This is a genomic window from Pseudomonas sp. NPDC086251 (genome assembly GCF_044746405.1).
Taxonomy (GTDB): Bacteria; Pseudomonadota; Gammaproteobacteria; order Pseudomonadales; family Pseudomonadaceae; genus Aquipseudomonas.
This window is the reverse complement of the sequence record NZ_JBIVBY010000032.1, coordinates 22194-42356: the sequence shown is the minus strand read 5'-3', so window position 1 is coordinate 42356 and position 20163 is coordinate 22194. Positions and strand designations below refer to the sequence as shown.

General features: G+C 60.5%; 18 protein-coding genes. 10 read left to right on the top strand and 8 right to left on the bottom strand.

Features of this window, described 5'->3' with window-relative positions:
• The first annotated feature begins 306 nt into the window (after positions 1-306).
• Positions 307-2400 carry an LTA synthase family protein gene (locus tag ACIPL2_RS28250; RefSeq protein WP_401362093.1) on the top strand — a complete coding sequence of 698 codons (2094 nt, stop codon included), beginning with the start codon at positions 307-309 and terminating at the stop codon, positions 2398-2400.
• A 59-nt stretch (positions 2401-2459) separates the two neighbouring features.
• Here ACIPL2_RS28250 and ACIPL2_RS28245 read toward each other — a convergent pair whose 3' ends face one another.
• Positions 2460-2618 carry a DUF3309 family protein gene (locus ACIPL2_RS28245; RefSeq protein ID WP_169858239.1) on the bottom strand — a complete coding sequence of 53 codons (159 nt, stop codon included), beginning with the start codon at positions 2616-2618 and terminating at the stop codon, positions 2460-2462.
• Positions 2619-2899: 281 nt separating this feature from the next.
• Between ACIPL2_RS28245 and ACIPL2_RS28240 the strand changes: the two genes are divergently transcribed.
• The 3 genes from ACIPL2_RS28240 to csrA all read left to right on the top strand — a co-directional run bounded on the left by ACIPL2_RS28240 (position 2900) and on the right by csrA (position 4450).
• Positions 2900-3715, top strand: a complete 816-nt coding sequence (locus ACIPL2_RS28240; RefSeq protein ID WP_401362090.1) for an SDR family oxidoreductase — start codon at positions 2900-2902, stop codon at positions 3713-3715.
• A gap of 64 nt (positions 3716-3779) precedes the next feature.
• On the top strand, positions 3780-4112 hold the full coding sequence (locus ACIPL2_RS28235; RefSeq protein WP_401362087.1) for a YnfA family protein: 333 nt from the start codon (positions 3780-3782) through the stop codon (positions 4110-4112).
• 152 nt (positions 4113-4264) lie between these two features.
• Positions 4265-4450 (top strand): carbon storage regulator CsrA, encoded by a 186-nt coding sequence (gene csrA, locus ACIPL2_RS28230; RefSeq protein ID WP_401362084.1) that lies wholly within the window; start codon positions 4265-4267, stop codon positions 4448-4450.
• A gap of 4 nt (positions 4451-4454) precedes the next feature.
• Here csrA and ACIPL2_RS28225 read toward each other — a convergent pair whose 3' ends face one another.
• The 5 genes from ACIPL2_RS28225 to mnmC form a co-directional block, all read right to left on the bottom strand.
• Positions 4455-4682, bottom strand: a complete 228-nt coding sequence (locus tag ACIPL2_RS28225; RefSeq protein ID WP_007945785.1) for a YheU family protein — start codon at positions 4680-4682, stop codon at positions 4455-4457.
• Positions 4683-4898: 216 nt separating this feature from the next.
• The gene (locus ACIPL2_RS28220; RefSeq protein ID WP_307327371.1) at positions 4899-6089 is read right to left on the bottom strand and encodes an osmoprotectant NAGGN system M42 family peptidase; all 1191 of its coding nucleotides are present in this window, start codon (positions 6087-6089) and stop codon (positions 4899-4901) included.
• Positions 6090-6251: 162 nt separating this feature from the next.
• The gene (gene ngg, locus ACIPL2_RS28215) at positions 6252-8000 is read right to left on the bottom strand and encodes an N-acetylglutaminylglutamine synthetase (protein WP_401362080.1); all 1749 of its coding nucleotides are present in this window, start codon (positions 7998-8000) and stop codon (positions 6252-6254) included.
• Positions 8001-8002: 2 nt separating this feature from the next.
• Positions 8003-9775, bottom strand: coding sequence for an N-acetylglutaminylglutamine amidotransferase (locus tag ACIPL2_RS28210; RefSeq protein WP_401362077.1), 1773 nt, complete (start codon positions 9773-9775; stop codon positions 8003-8005).
• 123 nt (positions 9776-9898) lie between these two features.
• On the bottom strand, positions 9899-11881 hold the full coding sequence (gene mnmC, locus ACIPL2_RS28205) for a bifunctional tRNA (5-methylaminomethyl-2-thiouridine)(34)-methyltransferase MnmD/FAD-dependent 5-carboxymethylaminomethyl-2-thiouridine(34) oxidoreductase MnmC (protein ID WP_401362075.1): 1983 nt from the start codon (positions 11879-11881) through the stop codon (positions 9899-9901).
• A gap of 288 nt (positions 11882-12169) precedes the next feature.
• Here mnmC and pap point away from each other — a divergent pair, with 288 nt between their 5' ends.
• Together pap and ACIPL2_RS28195 are read left to right on the top strand one after the other, a co-directional pair.
• Entirely contained in the window at positions 12170-13693 is a 1524-nt protein-coding gene (gene pap / locus ACIPL2_RS28200) for a polyphosphate:AMP phosphotransferase (RefSeq protein WP_401362073.1), read from the top strand.
• Positions 13694-13795: 102 nt separating this feature from the next.
• On the top strand, positions 13796-14980 hold the full coding sequence (locus ACIPL2_RS28195) for a thiolase family protein (protein ID WP_401362070.1): 1185 nt from the start codon (positions 13796-13798) through the stop codon (positions 14978-14980).
• A gap of 127 nt (positions 14981-15107) precedes the next feature.
• Here ACIPL2_RS28195 and ACIPL2_RS28190 read toward each other — a convergent pair whose 3' ends face one another.
• Positions 15108-15302, bottom strand: a complete 195-nt coding sequence (locus ACIPL2_RS28190) for a DUF6316 family protein (protein WP_401362067.1) — start codon at positions 15300-15302, stop codon at positions 15108-15110.
• A gap of 210 nt (positions 15303-15512) precedes the next feature.
• Between ACIPL2_RS28190 and ACIPL2_RS28185 the strand changes: the two genes are divergently transcribed.
• On the top strand, positions 15513-16472 hold the full coding sequence (locus ACIPL2_RS28185; protein ID WP_401362065.1) for a DMT family transporter: 960 nt from the start codon (positions 15513-15515) through the stop codon (positions 16470-16472).
• A 131-nt stretch (positions 16473-16603) separates the two neighbouring features.
• Here ACIPL2_RS28185 and ACIPL2_RS28180 read toward each other — a convergent pair whose 3' ends face one another.
• On the bottom strand, positions 16604-17998 hold the full coding sequence (locus ACIPL2_RS28180) for a class II fumarate hydratase (RefSeq protein ID WP_401362062.1): 1395 nt from the start codon (positions 17996-17998) through the stop codon (positions 16604-16606).
• 192 nt (positions 17999-18190) lie between these two features.
• On the opposite strand from ACIPL2_RS28180, the gene ACIPL2_RS28175 reads away from it, so the two are divergent.
• The 3 genes from ACIPL2_RS28175 to ACIPL2_RS28165 all read left to right on the top strand — a co-directional run bounded on the left by ACIPL2_RS28175 (position 18191) and on the right by ACIPL2_RS28165 (position 20151).
• Complete coding sequence (locus ACIPL2_RS28175; RefSeq protein WP_150657013.1) at positions 18191-18715, top strand: DUF2059 domain-containing protein; 525 nt, start codon at positions 18191-18193, stop codon at positions 18713-18715.
• A gap of 12 nt (positions 18716-18727) precedes the next feature.
• On the top strand, positions 18728-19027 hold the full coding sequence (locus tag ACIPL2_RS28170) for a BolA family transcriptional regulator (protein WP_052964137.1): 300 nt from the start codon (positions 18728-18730) through the stop codon (positions 19025-19027).
• Between the two features lie 182 nt (positions 19028-19209).
• Entirely contained in the window at positions 19210-20151 is a 942-nt protein-coding gene (locus ACIPL2_RS28165) for a rhodanese-related sulfurtransferase (protein ID WP_401362058.1), read from the top strand.
• Positions 20152-20163 lie beyond the last annotated feature (12 nt).

Sequence of the window (20163 nt, the reverse complement as noted above, 5' to 3'; positions counted from 1 at the left end):
ACACGTCATCGTTAACGTTCTTCGCGAGCAAGCTCGCTCCTACAGGGGAATGCGTATTCCCCAATCAGGCTAGCCGGCATGCCGCAGCCTTTATTGTGTTTCCAGATATCGCCCTGTACGAAATTTTCACAAAGCGTCCAAGACAATTCGCCCGCGCCAACATCCGGGCAGTAATCAATGGCATTGCGGCGGTTGATCGTGCAACATTTGCGCACCGCGCAAGCCCCGGGGCCGAGAACTGGCCAACAGAGGGCAAGGCGCAGCTGTATTTTTGAAACTTAAACTTCCAATGGGTCCTAAAACGACATGGCAATCCCGGACGCCCTGAATCAGCAGCGAGCTTCTAGTCGCCTGCTGCAACCGACCGTCAAATCGCATCTGGCCTACACGCTGCTGTGTGCCCTGGTCATGATGGTCATGTTCAGCCTGCTGCGCGTCGCGCTGCTGGTCTACAACCGCTCGATGATCCTCGACACGCCAGCCTCGACCTTCCTCGAAGCCTTCGCCAACGGCCTGCGTTTCGACCTGCGCCTGGTGGTCTACCTCTGCATTCCGTTGCTGCTGGCACTGTTCAGTGCCCGGGCCATGGCCGCTCGCGGGTTCTTCCGTTTCTGGCTGACCATCGCCTCGAGCATCGCCCTGTTCCTCGGCCTGATGGAGATGGACTTCTACCGCGAGTTCCACCAGCGCCTCAACGGCCTGGTCTTCCAGTATGTGAAAGAAGACCCGAAAACCGTGATGAGCATGCTCTGGTACGGTTTCCCGGTGGTTCGCTACCTGTTGGCCTGGGTCGTGGGCACCTTGATCCTGACCCTGGCGTTCAAGGGCGCCGATCGCGCCACCCGTCCTCGCGGCCCGTTCAGCGGCGGCAGCATCGGCACGCGCCAGATCGCTCCGTGGTATGCGCGCATCGCCGTGTTCGTGGTGTGCCTGCTGGTCTGCGTGGTTGCCGCTCGTGGCACCCTGCGTCAAGGCCCGCCGCTGCGTTGGGGTGACGTCTACACCACCGATTCGAACTTCGCCAACCAGTTGGGCCTCAACGGCACATTGTCGCTGGTCGCGGCGGCCAAGAGCCGGATGTCCGAAGATCGCGACAACATCTGGAAAGCTACGCTGCCACAACCGCAAGCCCAGCAAATCGTGCGTGACATGCTGGTGATGCCGGACGACAAACTGGTGGATAGCGAGACCGCCGCCGTGCGTCGCGACTACACGCCGCCGAGCGACAAGACGCTGCCGATCAAGAACGTCGTCGTGATCCTGATGGAAAGCATGGCCGGTCACTCGGTCGGCGCCTTGGGTGCACCGGGCAACATCACGCCGTACCTCGACAAACTGTCGAAGGAAGGCCTGCTGTTCGACCGCTTCTTCTCCAACGGCACCCACACCCACCAGGGCATGTTCGCCACCATGGCCTGCTTCCCGAACCTGCCGGGTTTCGAATACCTGATGCAGACCCCGGAGGGCAGCCACAAACTGTCCGGCCTGCCGCAGTTGCTCAGTGCTCGTGACTACGAAGACGTGTACGTCTACAACGGCGACTTCGCCTGGGATAACCAGTCGGGTTTCTTCAGCAACCAGGGCATGACCAACTTCATCGGTCGTAACGACTTCGTCAACCCGGTGTTCTCCGACCCGACGTGGGGCGTGTCCGACCAGGACATGTTCGACCGTGGCCTGGTGGAGCTCAAGGCGCGGGAAAACGGCAAGCCGTTCTATGCGCTGCTGCAAACCCTGTCGAACCACACGCCATACGCCTTGCCGACGCCATTGCCGGTCGAGCGCGTGACCGATCGCGGCAGCCTGAACGAGCATTTGACCGCCATGCGTTACGCGGATTGGGCGCTGGGTCAGTTCTTTGAAAAGGCCCGCAAGGAGCCGTACTTCAAGGAAACCCTGTTTGTCATCGTCGGCGACCACGGGTTTGGCAACGAGCGTCAGATCACCGAGATGGACCTGGGCCGCTTCAACGTACCGATGCTGATGATCGCGCCGGGCATCCAGGAAAAATTCGGCCAGCGTGACCACACCGTGGGCACCCAGATCGACATCGTGCCGACCATCATGGGTCGCATCGGTGGCGAAGTGCGCCATCAGTGCTGGGGACGTGACCTGCTCAATCTGCCTGAAGGCGACACCGGTTTTGGTGTGATCAAGCCGTCGGGCAGTGAACAGACCACGGCCATCATCACCGCTGACCAGATTCTGGTGCTGCCGAAAGAAAAAGAAATGGCGCCGAAGATGTACCAGTACGAACTGGGCGCCACACCACACGCCGAGATCGTGCCGGATGCGCCGCGTACGGCCGAGCTGAAACTCAAGCTCGAAGCGTTCCTGCAAACGGCGACCAAAAGCCTGATCGACAACACCGCCGGTGTGGTTGACGGCAAGCCGGACTAAGTGTTGGCGCAATAAAAAAGAGGCCCCTGAGGGCCTCTTTTTTTTTGCCTGTTAATTCTTTATATCTTGCCAAGCAACAGCAGGATCAACAGCACTACCAACACCACGCCGATGATACCCGACGGGCCATAACCCCAACTTCTGGAGTGAGGGAAGACCGGCAAACCACCTACCAGCAGGAGGATCAGAATAACGATAAGAATTGTGCCCATGTCTATTTCCTTGTTGGAAGTGTTCTCGAATGACCTAGCTTTTAACTATCAGCTGGAATGCAAATAAACCCGAGCTGCTTACAAAATCCGACTGTTGCGCATCAAAGAAAATTCCAAGTTTTTTTAATGTTTTTCGAAGAAAGGCTTATTTCGTTTTTTATGGCGCTAGTTGATTCAGACGCTCCCACGGTTTGCTCGGGCCATTCAGCAATCTGATGGAGCGTGGGTCCGGCAATTTCCTTCGCTACACTCGGCAGATCTTCCCCGGAACAACAAGGCTGTTTGCTATGCAAAATCGCATGATGATCACTGGCGCGGGCTCTGGCCTGGGTCGCGAAATCGCGCTGCGCTGGGCGCGCGAGGGCTGGCAGCTGGCATTGTCGGACGTCAGCGAGCCCGGCCTGCAAGAAACGCTGAAACTGGTTCGCGAAGCCGGCGGCGACGGTTTCATCCAGCGTTGCGACGTGCGTGATTACAGTCAACTGACGGCCTTCGCCCAGGCCTGCGAAGAGAAGCTCGGTGGCATCGATGTCATCGTCAACAATGCTGGCGTCGCCTCGGGCGGGTTCTTCAACGAACTGTCCCTGGAAGACTGGGACTGGCAGATCGCGATCAACTTGATGGGCGTGGTCAAGGGCTGCAAGGCCTTCCTGCCATTGCTGGAAAAAAGCAAAGGCAAGATCATCAACATCGCGTCGATGGCCGCTCTGATGCAAGGTCCGGCCATGAGCAACTACAACGTGGCCAAGGCCGGCGTGGTGGCGCTGTCGGAAAGCCTGTTGGTCGAACTGGCGCAACAGGAAATCGCTGTGCATGTGGTGTGCCCGTCGTTCTTCCAGACCAACTTGCTGGACTCCTTCCGCGGCCCGACACCGGCCATGAAAGCCCAGGTCGGCAAGTTGCTGGAAAGCTCGCCGATCACCGCAGCCGACATTGCCGACTACATCTATCAGCACGTCGCTGAAGGTGAGTTCATGATCCTGCCGCACGAACAGGGCCGGATGGCTTGGGCGCTCAAGCAAAAGAACCCGCAACTGCTGTACAACGAAATGACCGTCATGGCCGACAAAATGCGCGCCAAGGCCAAACAAACCGCAGGCTGACTTGCCCGCAGGCAACGCCCTCGTTAGGGTGGCCGCCATCGGCCATCCCTCGCGAGACGTTTGCATGCTCAATTACCTGTGGTTTTTCCTCGCCGCACTGTTCGAAATCGCCGGTTGCTTCGCCTTCTGGATGTGGCTGCGCCAGGGCAAAAGCATTTGGTGGGTGGTACCGGCGCTGCTCAGCCTGACCTTGTTCGCGTTGTTGTTGACCCGCGTCGAAGCCATTTACGCCGGGCGTGCGTATGCCGCTTACGGTGGCATCTACATCGTTGCGTCGATCGGCTGGCTGGCGGTGGTCGAGCGGATTCGTCCGCTGGGCTCGGACTGGATCGGTGTGGCGCTGTGCGTGATCGGGGCCAGTGTCATCCTTTTCGGGCCGCGCTTCTCCGCGTCCTGAACGGGCTGTTCTTCATTGATCGGTGTGTCGGACGTTTCCGTAAGGGGCGTGCGGCCCACGTTGTAGGGACGGTCTGATTTGCTGCCGCTGCATTGAAGACCTGGCGAGGGCCGGGCATCTTCAGGGTTCGATAACCCTGAAGGACGAATGCCATGCTTGTACTCAGTCGCGTTGTGGGCGAATTGATTTCCATCGGTGACGAGATTTCCGTGCGCGTGGTGGCGGTCAGCGGAGACAGCGTGCGCTTCGGTATCGAAGCGCCACGGGCCGTTCCTGTGCACCGTGCAGAAATCTACGACCGTATCCAGCTAGAACTGGATAAAGCCAAGGGACGCTAAGGCCTCAGTCGAACAGGTGCTTGGGCACGTCATGCTTGAGCATCAACTGGCATTGCTCGCTTTCCGGATCGAAGACAATCAAGGCCTGGCCTTTGGTCAATGCCTGACGAACACGCAGGACGCGGGTTTCCAGCGGCGTGTCATCACCGTTGTCGGTGCCGTCACGGGTCACGAAATCCTCGATCAGGCGGGTCAGGGTGTCGACTTCAAGTTGGTCGTAGGGAATCAGCATAGGCACCTCGGGTAAACAATGGCGCGATGCTACGGCGAATGGGCGGTGGCGGCTAGTCTGGGCCTGATGCGGTGCCCGATTTGACGCCTTCGCGGGCAAGCCTCGCTCCTACAAGATGCGTGTCGATCTCGGAAATTGCGTACGACACAAAACCTGTAGGAGCGAGGCTTGCCCGCGAAGGCGATCTATCCAACACCCAACCTCTCAAGGCAAAAATCAGCTCTCCGACCGCTGCCCCACCAAACTGTCCACCGATGGCACCCGGGTATCGCTTTCCATCTGCGTGTCATGTTCGATCTGATGACTGAACCGGTCCAGCGAACCCTTGGCCGGTTGCGCATCGCTGGCGAACACCGGCGGGCTGAGGATGTAAGCGCCGAGTAAACGGCTGAGCGCTGCCAGGCTGTCGATGTGGGTGCGTTCGTAACCGTGGGTGGCGTCGCAGCCGAAGGCGAGCAGGGCGGTGCGAATGTCATGGCCGGCGGTCACTGCCGAGTGAGCATCGCTGAAGTAATACCGGAACAGGTCGCGGCGCACCGGCAGCTCGTTGTCACTGGCCAGTCGCAGCAAGTGCCGCGACAAATGATAGTCATACGGCCCGCCGGAATCCTGCATCGCCACGCTCACCGCGTGTTCGCTGGAGTGCTGCCCCGGCGCGACGGGCGCAATGTCGATGCCGACGAATTCACTGACGTCCCACGGCAAAGCCGCCGCAGCGCCGCTGCCGGTTTCCTCGGTGATGGTGAACAACGGATGACAATCGATCATCAGCTCTTCGCCGCTGTCGACGATCGCTTTCAGCGCCGCCAGCAACGCGGCGACACCGGCCTTGTCGTCGAGGTGACGAGCGCTGATGTGGCCGCTTTCGGTGAACTCGGGCAGCGGGTCGAAGGCGACGAAATCACCGACGCTGATGCCCAATGAGTCGCAATCGGCGCGTGTGGCGCAATAGGCGTCGAGGCGTAATTCGATGTGATCCCAACTGATCGGCATTTCATCCACGGCGGTATTGAACGCGTGCCCGGACGCCATCAACGGCAACACGCTGCCACGGATCACGCCGTTGTCGGTGAACAGGCTCACGCGACTGCCCTCGGCAAAACGACTGGACCAGCACCCAACGGGGGCCAAGGTCAGACGACCATTGTCCTTGATCGCGCGAACCGCCGCGCCGATGGTGTCCAGGTGCGCCGAGACCGCGCGATCCGGGCTGTTCTTCTTGCCCTTGAGGGTGGCGCGGATGGTCCCGCGCCGGGTCATTTCAAACGGAATGCCCAGCTCTTCAAGCCGCTCGGCGACGTAGCGCACGATGGTGTCGGTGAACCCGGTCGGGCTGGGAATGGCGAGCATTTCCAGCAGGACTTTTTGCAGGTAGTTGAGGTCTGGTTCGGGGATTTTGCTGGTCATGGAAACTCCTGATGAGTAAACAGCATCGATGGTTTCGATGAGGGGAAAAGAATGGTTGCCTGAACGGGCGCCTTCGCGGGCAAGCCTCGCTCCTACAGGGGAACGCGATTAACTGTAGGAGCGAGGCTTGCCCGCGAAGAGGCCCGTCCAGGCGCTACATCACTAAGAAACCGCCGGCTGGCTATGCGGAAACAACAAATCCACAAACCGCTCGGCCGTCGGCTGCGGTTCATGGTTGGCCAGTCCGGCGCGCTCGTTGGCTTCGATAAATACGTACTCCGGCTGATCGGCCGCCGGCACCATCAGGTCGAGCCCGACCATCGGAATATCCAGCGCCCGCGCCGCGCGCACGGCGGCGTCTATCAAGGTCGGATGCAGGATCGCCGTGACGTCTTCAAGAACGCCGCCGGTATGAAGATTCGCCGTACGCCGTACGAACAGATGCTCGCCGGCCGGCAGAATGCTCTCGTAGTCGTAACCCGCTGCGTGCAAGGTGCGCTCGGTCTCATGGTCCAGCGGGATTTTGCTTTCACCGCTGGTAGCGGCCTGACGGCGGCGACTCTGGGCTTCGATCAGCGCACCGATGGAATGCTGACCATCGCCCACCACTTCCGCCGGCCGGCGAATCGCCGCAGCGACCACCTCGAAACCGATCACCACAATCCGTAAATCCAGGCCTTCGTGAAAGCTTTCGAGCAGCACGCGGCTGTCGAACTGGCGGGCCGATTCGATGGCTCGTTGAACCTCTTCGATGGTCCGCAAATCCACCGCTACGCCTTGGCCCTGTTCGCCATCCAGCGGCTTGACCACCACACGCTCGTGCTCATCGAGAAACGCCAGATTGTCATCGGCATTCCCCGCCAGTTGCTGCGACGGCAGGTTCAGGCCGGCGGCCTTGAGCACTTTGTGCGTCAGGCTTTTGTCCTGGCACAGGCTCATGCTGATGGCGCTGGTCAGGTCGCTGAGGGATTCGCGGCAACGCACCCGACGCCCGCCATGGCTGAGGGTGAACATCCCGGCATCGGCATCATCGACCTGCACATCGATGCCGCGACGGTGCGCTTCCTCGACGATGATCCGCGCATACGGGTTGAACGCGGCTTCCGGGCCCGGGCCCAGAAACAACGGCTGATTGATGCAGTTCTTGCGCTTGATGGCGAAGGTCGACAGGTTGCGGAAGCCAAGCTTGGCGTAAAGACTTTTCGCCTGGCGATTGTCGTGCAGCACCGACAGGTCGAGGTAACTCAACCCGCGACTCATGAAGTGCTCGATCAAATGCCGCACCAGCACTTCACCGACACCGGGCCGCGAGCATTGCGGATCGACCGCCAGGCACCACAGGCTGCTGCCGTTTTCCGGATCGTTGAACGCCTTGTGATGATTGAGGCCCATCACGCTGCCGATGATCGCGCCGCTGTCTTCGTCTTCGGCCAGCCAGTACACCGGGCCGCCCTCATGACGCGGGGTCAACAGACTCGCGTCGATCGGCAGCATGCCGCGCAAGTGATACAGCTGATTGATCGCCTGCCAGTCCGACTCGCTCTGCGCACGGCGGATACGAAAACCACGAAACACCCGGGTCGACTGGCGGTAATCGCTGAACCACAGGCGCAAGGTGTCGGACGGATCGAGAAACAGCTGCGCCGGTTCCAGCCCCAACACTTGTTGGGGCGCGGCGACATACAGGGCGATGTCGCGTTCGCCGGGTTGTTCGTTGAGCAGTTCCTGAGCGAGGCTCGCCGCATCGGGAAAGGTGTGGCCGATCAGCAACCGGCCCCAACCGCAATGCACGGCAATCGGCGCGGCGCCCAGTTCGCTGCCGTCTTCGGCGAGGCGCGCTTGCAAGCGTTCGTAAGAGGGCGCCTGACCGCGCAACAAGCGTTGGCTATAAGCCGTGGCGTGGGGTTTCATGATCAGAGTCCTTGTTCACTGAGCCACAGGTTCAGCGCCGCCAATTGCCACAGCTTCGAGCCGCGCAACGGGGTCAGTTGACCTTGCGGATCGGTCAGCAGGCGGTCAAGCATGGCCGGGTTGAACAGGCCGCGATCCTGGCTCGGATCAAGCAGCAGCTCACGCACCCAGCTCAGCGTATCGCCCTGCAAATGCTTGAGACCCGGGACCGGGAAGTAGCCTTTTTTGCGGTCGATCACTTCACTCGGAATCACCAGCCGCGCTGCTTCTTTCAGGACCTGTTTACCGCCGTCCGGCAGTTTGAATTTGCCCGGCACCCGCGCCGACAATTCCACCATGCGATAGTCGAGAAATGGCGTGCGCGCTTCCAGGCCCCAGGCCATGGTCATGTTGTCGACGCGTTTGACCGGGTCGTCGACCAGCATCACCGTACTGTCCAGGCGCAGGGCTTTGTCGACGGCCGCATCGGCGCCGGGTTGGGCGAAATGTTCCTTCACGAAGTCGCCCGCCGCGTCATTCGCGGTCAGCCATTTCGGCTGCACCGTGGCTGCATAGTCCTCGTAGCTGCGGTCGAAGAAGGCCTCTCGATACGCCGCATACGGATCGCTGGCGCCATCCACCTGCGGGTACCAGTGATAACCGGCGAACAGCTCATCCGCACCTTGGCCGCTTTGCACCACCTTGCAGTGCTTGGCCACTTCTCGCGACAGCAGATAGAAAGCGATGCAGTCGTGACTGACCATCGGCTCGCTCATGGCGCGGAACGCGGCCGGCAGTTGCTCGATGATCTCTTTTTCGTCGATGCGCAATTGGTGATGCTGAGTGCCGTAGTGCTTGGCGATCAGGTCCGAATACTGGAACTCGTCGCCACGCTCGCCGCCGGCATCCTGGAAACCGATGGAAAAGGTCGAGAGGTTTTCCACGCCGACTTCACGCAACAGCCCGACCAGCAGGCTCGAATCGACGCCGCCGGACAGCAGCACGCCAACATCGACCGCTGCACGTTGGCGGATCGCCACGGCGTCACGGGTGCTGTCGAGGACGCGGTCGCGCCAGTCTTCGAGTGTCAGATTCAACTCATCGGCGTGTGGGCCGTAAGGCAGGGTCCACCAGGTTTTCTGCTCGGTGCTGCCGTCCGCTTCGATGCGCATCCAGGTCGCTGGCGGCAGTTTTTCGATGCCGGCCAGCAAGGTGCGCGGTGCCGGGACCACGGCGTGGAAATTCAAATAGTGATTGAGCGCCACCGGATCGAGGATCGGGTTGATGTCGCCGCCCTTGAGCAACGCCGGCAGCGACGAGGCAAAGCGCAGGCGCTGACCGGTGCGCGACAGGTACAGCGGCTTGACGCCGAGACGGTCGCGGGCGATGAACAGGCGTTTGGCGTCGCGTTCCCAGATGGCGAAGGCGAACATGCCGTTGAGTTTTGGCAACAGCGCTTCGCCCCAGGCGTGATAGCCCTTGAGCAGCACTTCGGTGTCGCCGCCGGAATAGAAGGCGTAACCGAGGCTTTCCAGCTCGGTGCGCAGTTCCGGGAAGTTGTAGATCGCGCCGTTGAAGGCCAGGGACAAGCCCAGTTGGTTGTCGATCATCGGCTGCGCCGAACCGTCCGACAGGTCCATGATTTTCAGGCGTCGATGGCCCAGGGCAATCGGCCCCTGGCTGTGAAAACCCCAGGCATCTGGGCCGCGAGGCGCCAGGTGATGGGTGATTCGTTCAACGGCCGCGAGGTCCGCAGGTTGATGATCAAAGCGTAACTCGCCAGCTAATCCGCACATAAAGTCCTTACCGGTTTTTCCGTTGGGGAGGGTCAATCAGTACCGGCCAAAAACGGCAGGTACTCAGAAACTGACCCGGCTCAATCCCCGGAGTTTTAGACCGATAAGTTATAAGTCGCGGGGTCAGACTTTCCCGCGGACCAGTTGCCGCACCGCAAATCGATTGGGATGACAGGCCTCGGCAACAGCCTTGGGCAATGGCAGCGGTTCATTATCCAGCCAGGCTGCCAGCAGCTCTCCCGACAGCGGGGCGGTGATCAGGCCGCGAGAACCATGGCCGCTGTTCACGTAAAAACCGTCATGCCAAGGGCAAGGAACGTCGGGGACTTGGCGGGCGTCTTTGCCCAGCACGGCATAGGCGTCGGCGAAGGCCGCTTGCTCGGCCAGCGGGCCGACGATCGGCAAGTAATCCGGACTGGTGCAACGGAACGCCGCGCGTCCTTCAAGGTGTTGCGGGTCCAGGTCAAGAGCGTGCAGGCGTGCGGCCAGGTCCGTGGAAATTTCCTCAAGCAATGCGAGGTTGCCGAGGTGTTCGGCGACGGTCGGGGTCAGGTCATCGCTCTTGAAGTCGAAGCTGGCGCCGAGGGTGTGTTCGCCCAGACGCGCCGGCGCGACATAACCTTCGGCACACACCACCGTCGCCAGCGCCTGGCTTTGCGGGGTTTGTGCCAGCCGGGTAATTTGCCCACGAATGCGTTTGAGCGGCAGCTCGGCGCTTTGTGCAAAACGCTTGATCTCGGCGGCGCCGGCCAGAATCACTACCGGCGCACTGGCCAGCAGAACATCACCGTCCCACGCTTGCCACTGGTCAGCGACCTTGCGTAGCTCAAGCACTTCACGGTGCGGCAGCCACTGAATATTCGACGAGGACGCCTGCCAGTGACACAACGCTGGCGGATGAACCCAGCCACCTTCCGGGTAGAACAGGCCACCGTGCTCCAAGGCAATGCCGGCCTGTGCCTGAGCCTGGGATTGATCGAGCAAATGCACCAGGTCTGCAGAGAACGCCGCCGCCAATTGCGCCTGACGCTCGGCTTCCTTGGCATTGAACGCCAGTTGCAGCACGCCGCAGTCGTCCCAGTCGACACCGCGTTGCAGGTGTTCGAGCACGCGTCGGGTGTAACCGAAGCCACTGACGATCAATTGCGACAGCGCCGTACCATGCGCCGAAAGCTTGAGGTACAGAACGCCCTGAGGATTGCCCGACGCTTCCTGCGCCAGGGCATCGTGACGCTCCAGCAGACTCACTTGCCAACCCCGCGCGGCCAGGCTCGCCGCGCTGGCGCAACCGGCCAGGCCGGCACCGATCACCAGGGCGCGACGTTCACCCGTCAACGGTTGCGGACGGGCAAACCACGGTTTCGTCGCGGTGGGTACGGCTGCTTCTTCGGGCCAGCCGAGGAACACGCCGCGCAGGATTTCCCATTTGTGGCCGATGCCCGGCGTGCGCTTCATCTTGAAGCCTGCCGCATTCAGCAGGCGGCGCACCCAACCGGTGCTGGTGAACGTGCTGATGGTCGAACCGGGCGCGGCCAGACGTGCCAGCTCGGCAAACAGTTCGGCGGTCCACATGTCGGGGTTTTTCGCCGGGGCGAAACCGTCGAGAAACCAGGCGTCGATCTGTGCGTCCAGCTGTGGCAACTGCTCCAGCGCATCGCCGATCAACAGGGTCAAGGTGACACGACCGTTGTCCAGCACCAGGCGCTGGAAACCCTGATGGATCGCCACGTATTGCGCCAGCAGTTGATCGGCAAACGGTTTGAGCTCCGGCCACAAGGCCAGCGCCCGCTGCAGGTCGGGCTGGCTCAGCGGGTACTTTTCGACGCTGACAAAATGCAACCGCGCACCGGCCACCGCGTGCTGTTCGAACAGCTGCCAGGCACACAAAAAATTCAACCCGGTGCCAAAACCGGTCTCGCCAATCACCAGTCGACCACCGACCGGCAACGCGGCGAAGCGCGCCTGCAAACTATTTTGCTCAAGGAACACGTAGCGGGTTTCTTCCAGACCCGACTTGTCCGAAAAATACACATCGTCGAACACCCGCGAGCGCGGCAGACCTTGGTCATCCCAGTCAAGCTGGGCGTGGGGCAATACAGGTTTCATGGCAGGCTCGGCAACGACAAGGCGGCCATTCTAGCCGATCGCCCGCGGCGGCGAGACCACCCAAAACCTGTAGCAGCTGCCGAAGGCTGCGTTCGGCCGCGCAGCGGTCGTCAATCCTGAATCTGCGTTTTGCCTGAAGCAATACGTTGGCTGGTTTTGCGACCGCTGCGCGGCCGAACGCAGCCTTCGGCAGCTGCTACAAAAGCTATCGTGCGAGGACGGAGGGATTTCTCCCACGGATAAAGGGTCAATCCGCTAGTCTTGCTCAATTCAGGAAGGAGCCGTCCCATGTTCGAATCTGCCGAAATCGGTCACGCCATCGACAAAGAAACCTACGACGCCGAAGTGCCGATCCTGCGTGAAGCCTTGCTGGACGCTCAGTTCGAACTGCAACAGCAAGGCCGTTTTCCGGTGATCATCCTGATCAATGGCATCGAAGGCGCCGGCAAGGGCGAGACGGTCAAGTTGCTCAACGAGTGGATGGACCCGCGCCTGATCGAGGTCCGCACGTTCGATCAGCAAACCGATGAAGAGCTGGCACGGCCACCGGCGTGGCGCTACTGGCGGATGCTCCCGGCCAAGGGCCGCATGGGGATTTTCTTCGGCAACTGGTACAGCCAGATGTTGCAGGGCCGGGTCCATGGCTTGTTCAAGAACGCGGTGCTCGATCAGGCGATCAACCAGGCCGAGCGTCTGGAACAAATGCTCTGCGACGAAGGCGCGTTGATCTTCAAGTTCTGGTTTCACCTCTCCAAGAAGCAAATGAAGGCGCGCCTCAAGGCGCTGGCGGATGACCCGTTGCACAGCTGGCGCATCAGCCCGCTGGACTGGCAACAATCGCAGACCTACGACAAGTTCGTGAAGTACGGTGAGCGCGTGTTGCGCCGTACCAGTCGCGACTATGCGCCCTGGCATGTGATCGAAGGCGTTGACGCTCATTACCGCAGCCTGGCGGTGGGCCAGATTCTCCTCGAAGGCCTGCAAATTGCCCTCAAACGTTCCGAGGTTCATCCGGACAAGGTCAATGCCGCGCCTCTGCCCATTCATGTCGATCAGTTGAACCTGCTCGACAGCCTGGATTTGACCCTGAGCCTGGAAAAGGACGACTACGAAGAACAGTTGATTACCGAGCAGGCGCGATTCTCCGGCCTGATGCGCGACAAACGCATGCGTCGGCACGCCTTGGTGGCGGTGTTCGAAGGCAATGATGCGGCCGGCAAGGGCGGGGCGATTCGGCGGGCCGCGGCAGCCCTTGATCCGCGCCAATACAGCATCGTGCCAATCGCCGCGCCGACCGAAGAAGAGCGGGCGCAACCTTATCTGTGGCGGTTCTGGCGACACATCCCGGCCAAGGGCAAGTTCACCGTGTTCGATCGTTCGTGGTATGGCCGGGTGCTGGTGGAGCGCGTCGAAAACTTCTGCCCGCCGGCAGACTGGCTGCGGGCCTACAGCGAAATCAACGATTTCGAAGAACAGCTCGTCGAATCGGGCGTGATTGTCGTCAAGTTCTGGCTGGCCATCGACAAGCAGACGCAACTGGAACGTTTCCAGGCCCGGGAAGAGATCCCCTTCAAGCGTTTCAAGATCACCGAGGACGACTGGCGCAACCGCGACAAGTGGGACGCCTACCGCGCGGCGGTCGGAGACATGGTCGATCGCACCAGCACCGAGATAGCGCCCTGGACCCTGGTGGAAGCCAATGACAAGCGCTGGGCGCGGGTCAAGGTCCTGCGCACCATCAACCATGCGTTGGAAGAAGCCTTCGAAAAGTCCGACAAACACGACAGGAAGGCAAAGCGGCACACGAAGTGATCCGATGGTTACGCATACGCGGGGTGAATGATTGTCGCGGTCGGTAATGGGGTGGACTTATGCTCGGTCCACTCTCAACCGACAACAACAATGAGGTATGCCATGCGTGAAGTGGTGATCGTCGACAGCGTGCGGACCGGCTTGGCCAAATCCTTTCGCGGCAAGTTCAACCAGACCCGTCCGGACGACATGGCGGCGCACTGCGTCAACGCGTTGTTGGCGCGCACGGGCATCGACCCGGCCAGCGTCGAGGATTGCATCGTCGGCGCCGGCTCCAACGAAGGCGCCCAGGGTTTCAACATCGGTCGCAACGTCGCGGTGCTCTCGGGCCTGGGCATCGGCACCGCCGGCATGACCCTCAACCGCTTCTGCTCGTCGGGCTTGCAGGCGATTGCCATCGCCGCCAACCAGATTGCCTCGGGTTGCAGCGACATCATCGTCGCCGGTGGCGTCGAGTCCATCAGCCTGACCATGAAAAGCGTCAACACCGACAACCTGATCAACCCGCTGCTGAAAGAGCAGGTGCCGGGCATCTACTTCCCGATGGGCCAGACTGCCGAAATCGTCGCGCGCCGTTACAACGTCAGCCGTGAAGAACAGGATGTGTACGCCCTGCAAAGCCAGCAACGCACCGCCCAGGCTCAGGCGGCCGGGCTGTTCGACGATGAAATCGTGCCGATGGCGGTGAAGTATCGGGTCGAAGACAAGGCCACCGGCCAGGTACAGATTCTCGACGGCATCGTCGATCGCGACGACTGCAACCGCCCGGACACCACGCTGGAAAGCCTGGCGGGTTTGAAACCGGTGTTTGCCGAAGACGGGTCGGTCACGGCTGGCAACTCTTCGCAATTGTCTGACGGCGCTTCGATGACCTTGGTGATGAGCCTGGAAAAAGCCCTGGAACTGGGGCTGAAGCCGAAAGCGTTCTTCCGCGGTTTTGCGGTGGCCGGGTGCCAACCGGATGAAATGGGTATCGGCCCGGTGTTTTCGGTGCCGAAGTTGCTCAAGGCAAAGGGTTTGCAGATTGCCGACATTGATCTGTGGGAGCTTAACGAAGCGTTTGCCTCGCAGTGCTTGTACAGCCGCAACCGGCTGGAGATCGATAACGACAAGTACAACGTCAATGGCGGCTCGATTTCCATTGGCCACCCGTTCGGCATGACCGGTTCGCGTCAGGTCGGGCATCTCGTGCGGGAGTTGCAGCGACGTAACTTGCGTTACGGCGTGGTGACCATGTGCGTGGGGGGCGGGATGGGGGCGACCGGGTTGTTTGAGGCGGTGCGATAGATCCGAAAGATTTATTGGCTGATCCACCGCATTCGCGAGCAAGCCCGCTCCCACATTTGACCGAGTTCTCATAAAGGAATGCGGTTGAATGTGGGAGCGGGCTTGCTCGCGAAGGCAGCGCTGCGGTCTACAAGCTCATCCGCAACAGCAGCATCCGCTCGATGTAGGCTTCAATTTCCCGCGCAGCCTTCTCCGGACTTTTAAATGGCCCTTCCAGGGTGTTTTCCCGGGTGCAGAAGTACAACTCCCCGTTCACTCGACACATCCGGTCACTGCGAAAGTGTGTGGCGGGGGCGTTGTCCTGGGCGCGCATGCCGTACATGGCAATCTCCTGAAGGCTGTTCCGGTGGGTGGATCCAATGAGCTTATGCATGAACCGCTTACAACGCCTTGCCAACCGATCGACGGCATGTCGCCAAATAAACGTTGCGACCTGCACAGTTTCATTCACGGCTGACGGCCAACTGTCCCTGTGTGCCGAACGGCTCTGCGCCTAGAATGACGGTTCTCGCTTCTGGGCTTTGGGGTTTGCATGCACATTTCATCGGGTCGCTGGGTTTACGGTCTGTTCCTGGCCTTGTTGACCGCGTTGTTGTGGGGAATCCTGCCGATCAAACTCAAGCAAGTGCTGCTGGTGATGGACCCGGTGACGGTGACCTGGTTTCGCCTGATCGTGTCCGGCAGTTGCCTGTTCATTTACCTGGCAGCGACCAAGCGCCTGCCGAGCCGCAAAGTCCTTGGCCCGCGCGGTGGCTGGCTGGTGTTGATGGCGGTGCTCGGGCTGGTGGGCAATTACGTGCTGTATTTGATGGGCCTGAACCTGCTCAGCCCCGGCACCGCGCAACTGGTGGTGCAGATGGGCCCGATCATGTTGCTGATCGCTAGCCTGTTTGTGTTCAAGGAACGCTTCAGCGTGGGGCAGGGGATAGGCTTGCTGGTGCTGTTGATCGGCTTCGCGCTGTTTTTCAATCAGCGCTTGGCCGAGTTGCTGACCTCGCTGACCGATTACACCGCTGGCGTGCTGATGGTGCTGCTGGCTTCAACGGTCTGGACGTTCTATGCGCTGGGGCAGAAACAATTGCTGACGGTGTGGAATTCGTTGCAGGTCATGATGGTGATCTACCTGTTCTGCGCGCTGTTGCTGACCCCATGGGTGCATCCGCTGGAAGCGCTGCAACTGAGCCCGCTGCAAGGCTGGTTGCTGCTGGCGTGCTGCATGAACACGCTGATCGCCTATGGCGCGTTTGCCGAGGCGTTGGCTCACTGGGAAGCTTCGCGGGTGAGTGCGACGCTGGCGATCACGCCGCTGGTGACGTTTGCCGCGGTGGCCATCGCGGCGTGGTTATGGCCGGACTATGTGCATGCCGAGACGATCAATGGTCTGGGGTATGGCGGGGCGGTGCTGGTGGTCGTGGGATCGGCGCTGGTGGCGCTGGGGCCTTCGTTGATTGCCGGGCTTCGAGCGCGGAAGGTACGGATGGCGGCCAGTTAGACCGCGTCATCGTTCTTCGCGGGCAAGCCTCGCTCCTACAGGATTTGTGCCGGTCACCATTTCCATGAACGACACTAATCCTGTAGGAGCGAGGCTTGCCCGCGAAGACTGACTATCAGGCGCTAAACCTGTCAGCCCTTGGCACCCGCCTCAAGCATATTCTCCGGCCTGACCCAGGCATCAAACTCTTCATCGGTCAGGTACCCCAGCTGCAACGCCGCCTCACGCAAGGTCAACCCTTCGCTGTACGCCTTCTTGGCAATCTCCGCCGATTTGTCATAACCGATGTGCGGATTGAGTGCCGTCACCAGCATCAACCCACGTTCCAGGTGTTCAGCCATTTTCGCCGCGTCTGGCTCCAGGCCGGCGATGCAATGCTGCTGGAAGTTGCTGCAACCATCGCCCAGCAGGCGGATCGATTGCAGCAGGTTATGGATGATCACCGGCTTGAACACGTTCAGCTGCAAGTGCCCCTGACTGGCGGCAAAACCGATCGCAACGTCGTTGCCCATGACCTGGCAAGCGAGCATCGACAAGGCTTCGCACTGGGTCGGATTGACCTTGCCGGGCATGATCGAACTGCCCGGTTCGTTGGCCGGCAGCTTCACTTCGGCGAAACCGGCGCGTGGCCCGGAGCCCAGCAGGCGCAGGTCGTTGGCGATTTTCATCAGGGTCACGGCGAGGGTTTTCAGCGCCCCGGACAGCGTGGTCAGCGGCTCATGGCCGGCGAGGGCGGCGAATTTGTTCGGGGCGGTGACGAACGGCAAACCGGAGAGCGCCGCCAATTCGGCCGCAATCGCTTCGCCAAATCCGTGGGGTGAATTCAGCCCGGTGCCGACCGCCGTGCCGCCCTGGGCCAGTTCACACACCGCCGGCAGCGCGCTGCGGATCGCCCGTTCGGCGTAATCCAGTTGCGCGATGAACGCCGAAATTTCCTGGCCAAACGTTATCGGCGTCGCATCCATCATGTGTGTGCGGCCGGTCTTGACCAGTTTCATGTGCCGTGCAGACAACTCCGCCAATCCGCCGGACAGTTCGTTGATCGCCGGCAGCAAATGCTGTTGCACGGCCTGGGCCGCAGCGATGTGCATGGCGGTGGGGAAGCAGTCGTTGGAACTCTGGGAGCGATTGACGTGATCGTTGGGGTGCACCGGCGTCTTGCCGCCACGCGGATTGCCGGCGAGTTCGTTGGCTCGGCCGGCGATCACTTCGTTGACGTTCATGTTGCTCTGGGTGCCGCTGCCGGTCTGCCAGACCACCAGCGGGAACTGGTCGTCATGGCTGCCGTCGAGCACTTCGTCGGCGGCTTGTTCGATCAGCCGGGCGATGTCGGCGGGCAGGTCGCCATTGCGGTCGTTGACCCGCGCGGCGGCTTTCTTGATCAGCGCCAAGGCATGCAGCACGGCCAGCGGCATTTTCTCGTTGCCGATGGCGAAGTTGATCAGCGAGCGTTGCGTCTGAGCGCCCCAGTAGGCTTCATCCGGGACTTCCACCTGGCCAAGGCTGTCGGTTTCGATACGGCTCATCATGCACACTCCTGTAGGTCTGATAGCGCAGTTTAGGCCGTGATCGTCGGCCGTGGTTCCATCAGTCTGGTTTTTGACCATTCAACCCCTCTAAATCAGGCCCGACAAGGCTTGGGGTTGAGTGACACACTTTTTTAGGTGCAGAATGGTCGCCCTTGGGGTAATGACCTCGCCTGCTAGAAAGGAAACTCGATGACTCGTCTTCGTGCCATCTGTACCGCGGTTGCACTGGTTTGCGCCAGCGGCCCTGTTTTTGCCGATACCGCCAGCCACAACGCCAGTGCCGAAGCTTTCCTGACTCTGGCGCACGCTGACAAATTGGGCACTCCGGTGTACATGCAAGTGCAGCAAATGTTCGCTCAGCGCTTTGCACAAACCAAAGCCCCTGAATCGAAAAAAGCCCTGCTGGAAACCTACCAGGCCAAGGCCAACGCAGCGCTGGATGCCGCCATTGGCTGGAACAAGCTGAAGCCGGACATGGTCAAGCTCTACACCACCAACTTCAGCGAATCCGAGCTCAAAGACCTGGTTGCCTTCTACCAGTCGCCACTGGGCAAGAAAGTCCTGGAAAAAATGCCGCAGCTGACTCAGCAATCGGCCCAGATGACCCAAGCCAAGCTGGAAAGCGCGGTACCTGTGGTCAACAAACTGCTGGCTGACATGACTGCCGAGCTGGAGCCTAAAGGCGCCGCCGCTCCAGCCAAGAAAAAGCCTTAAGCGGAGTTCGGTATGACCATGCAACAACGCATCGAATCGACCCTTGGCCTGTTGCAGCCCGAGCATCTGCAAGTGCTGGATGAAAGCCACATGCACAGCCGTGGGTTGCAGACCCATTTCAAGGCCGTGGTGGTCAGCCAGCAGTTCGAAGGGCTCAACCGCGTCAAGCGTCACCAGAAAGTCTACGGCACGCTCGGCGAGCTGATGGGCGAATTCCATGCGTTGGCGCTGCATACCTACACACCGGAAGAATGGGCACAGATCGACGCGGCTCCGGCCTCGCCGACCTGTGCTGGCGGCAGCAAACACTGAAATCACTACCTGTAGGAGCACGGCTTGCCGGCGAAGGCGTCCTTGAAATCGCCTGCGCCGGCAAGCCGTGCTCCTACAGGAGGGTTTATTTTTGTTAGACTGCACAACGCGCCGCTTACCCGGCGCGTTTTTTTTCGCATCCGGTTCACCCTTTGCGAGGGTAGCCACCTGGAGAAACACCCATGACACAACAGATTGTCGTGGCGGCACTGTATAAGTTCGTCACCCTGGAAGATTACGTCGCCCTGCGCGAGCCCCTGCTGCAAGCCATGGTCGACAACGGCGTCAAAGGCACGCTGCTGATTGCCGAAGAAGGCATCAACGGCACCGTGTCCGGCAGCCGCGAAGGCATTGACGGGCTGATGGCCTGGCTCAAGAACGACCCACGCATGGACGACATCGACCACAAAGAGTCGTACTGCGACGAGCAGCCGTTCTATCGCACCAAGGTCAAATTGAAGAAAGAAATCGTCACCCTCGGCGTCGAAGGCGTGGACCCGAACAAGAAGGTCGGCACCTATGTCGATCCAGAGAACTGGAATGCGCTGATCAGCGACCCGGAAGTGCTGTTGATCGACACCCGCAACGACTACGAAGTCTCGATTGGCACCTTCGAAGGCGCCATCGACCCGAAGACCACCAGTTTTCGCGAATTCCCCGACTACATCAAAGCCAACTTCGACCCGGCCGTGCACAAGAAAGTCGCGATGTTCTGCACCGGCGGCATTCGTTGCGAAAAGGCCTCGAGCTACATGCTCAGCCAGGGCTTCGATGAGGTCTATCACCTCAAGGGCGGCATTCTGAAGTACCTCGAAGAGGTGCCGCAGGAAGAGACCAAATGGCAGGGCGACTGCTTTGTGTTCGATAACCGCGTGACCGTTCGCCATGACCTCAGCGAAGGCGACTACGATCAGTGTCATGCCTGTCGTACCCCCGTCAGCGTTGAAGACCGCGCATCCGAGCACTATGTGGCTGGCATCAGTTGCCCGCATTGCTGGGATAAGCTGAGCGAGAAAACCCGTCGCAGCGCCATCGACCGGCAAAAGCAGATCGAATTGGCCAAGGCTCGCAACCTGCCTCACCCGATCGGCTACAACTACAAGCAAACACCTTCCGAGGCTTGAACCATGTCTGCG

Excerpts from the sequence above, each read along its gene's own strand:
- ACIPL2_RS28250 (WP_401362093.1), top strand. The coding sequence starts at position 307 with ATGGCAATCCCGGACGCCCTGAATCAGCAGCGAGCTTCTAGTCGCCTG.
- ACIPL2_RS28240 (WP_401362090.1), top strand. The coding sequence starts at position 2,900 with ATGCAAAATCGCATGATGATCACTGGCGCGGGCTCTGGCCTGGGTCGC.
- ACIPL2_RS28235 (WP_401362087.1), top strand. The coding sequence starts at position 3,780 with ATGCTCAATTACCTGTGGTTTTTCCTCGCCGCACTGTTCGAAATCGCC.
- csrA (WP_401362084.1), top strand. The coding sequence starts at position 4,265 with ATGCTTGTACTCAGTCGCGTTGTGGGCGAATTGATTTCCATCGGTGAC.
- ACIPL2_RS28225 (WP_007945785.1), bottom strand. The coding sequence starts at position 4,682 with ATGCTGATTCCCTACGACCAACTTGAAGTCGACACCCTGACCCGCCTG.
- ACIPL2_RS28220 (WP_307327371.1), bottom strand. The coding sequence starts at position 6,089 with ATGACCAGCAAAATCCCCGAACCAGACCTCAACTACCTGCAAAAAGTC.
- ngg (WP_401362080.1), bottom strand. The coding sequence starts at position 8,000 with ATGAAACCCCACGCCACGGCTTATAGCCAACGCTTGTTGCGCGGTCAG.
- ACIPL2_RS28210 (WP_401362077.1), bottom strand. The coding sequence starts at position 9,775 with ATGTGCGGATTAGCTGGCGAGTTACGCTTTGATCATCAACCTGCGGAC.
- mnmC (WP_401362075.1), bottom strand. The coding sequence starts at position 11,881 with ATGAAACCTGTATTGCCCCACGCCCAGCTTGACTGGGATGACCAAGGT.
- pap (WP_401362073.1), top strand. The coding sequence starts at position 12,170 with ATGTTCGAATCTGCCGAAATCGGTCACGCCATCGACAAAGAAACCTAC.
- ACIPL2_RS28195 (WP_401362070.1), top strand. The coding sequence starts at position 13,796 with ATGCGTGAAGTGGTGATCGTCGACAGCGTGCGGACCGGCTTGGCCAAA.
- ACIPL2_RS28190 (WP_401362067.1), bottom strand. The coding sequence starts at position 15,302 with ATGTACGGCATGCGCGCCCAGGACAACGCCCCCGCCACACACTTTCGC.
- ACIPL2_RS28185 (WP_401362065.1), top strand. The coding sequence starts at position 15,513 with ATGCACATTTCATCGGGTCGCTGGGTTTACGGTCTGTTCCTGGCCTTG.
- ACIPL2_RS28180 (WP_401362062.1), bottom strand. The coding sequence starts at position 17,998 with ATGAGCCGTATCGAAACCGACAGCCTTGGCCAGGTGGAAGTCCCGGAT.
- ACIPL2_RS28175 (WP_150657013.1), top strand. The coding sequence starts at position 18,191 with ATGACTCGTCTTCGTGCCATCTGTACCGCGGTTGCACTGGTTTGCGCC.
- ACIPL2_RS28170 (WP_052964137.1), top strand. The coding sequence starts at position 18,728 with ATGACCATGCAACAACGCATCGAATCGACCCTTGGCCTGTTGCAGCCC.
- ACIPL2_RS28165 (WP_401362058.1), top strand. The coding sequence starts at position 19,210 with ATGACACAACAGATTGTCGTGGCGGCACTGTATAAGTTCGTCACCCTG.